The sequence below is a fragment of the Paraburkholderia sp. SIMBA_030 genome, from assembly GCF_046535245.1.
Taxonomy (GTDB): Bacteria; Pseudomonadota; Gammaproteobacteria; order Burkholderiales; family Burkholderiaceae; genus Paraburkholderia.
In genome coordinates this window covers 1-292 of the sequence record NZ_JAWRXB010000284.1, presented here as the reverse complement: position 1 = coordinate 292, position 292 = coordinate 1, and the positions used below count along the sequence as shown (strand labels likewise).

The following is a 292-nucleotide window of genomic DNA, read 5'->3' as shown; positions in this document are numbered from 1 at the left end:
ATCTGATTGAAGCCACTAGTGGCAATACTGGTATTGCATTGGCCATGGTCGCTGCGATGCGTGGCTACCCGATAACGTTGCTGATGCCGACTAACTCTACCCAAGAGCGTAAAGATGCCATGATTGCTTATGGCGCAACGCTGATTGAAGTAGACGAAGGTATGGAAGCTGCGCGCGATTTGGCATTGCAGATGCAAGCAGATGGCAAAGGGGTTGTATTGGATCAATTTAATAATCCTGATAATAGCCAAGCACATTACCTGACTACAGGCCCTGAGCTATGGGCACAGAC

1 protein-coding gene is annotated in these 292 nt (G+C 48.6%); it reads left to right on the top strand.

The genetic code is table 11. The features are described 5' to 3' along the window. Nucleotides 1-2: 2 nt before the first annotated feature. The coding region (locus tag SB772_RS40025; RefSeq protein ID WP_410838521.1) for a pyridoxal-phosphate dependent enzyme at nt 3-292 on the top strand (290 nt) is incomplete at its 3' end.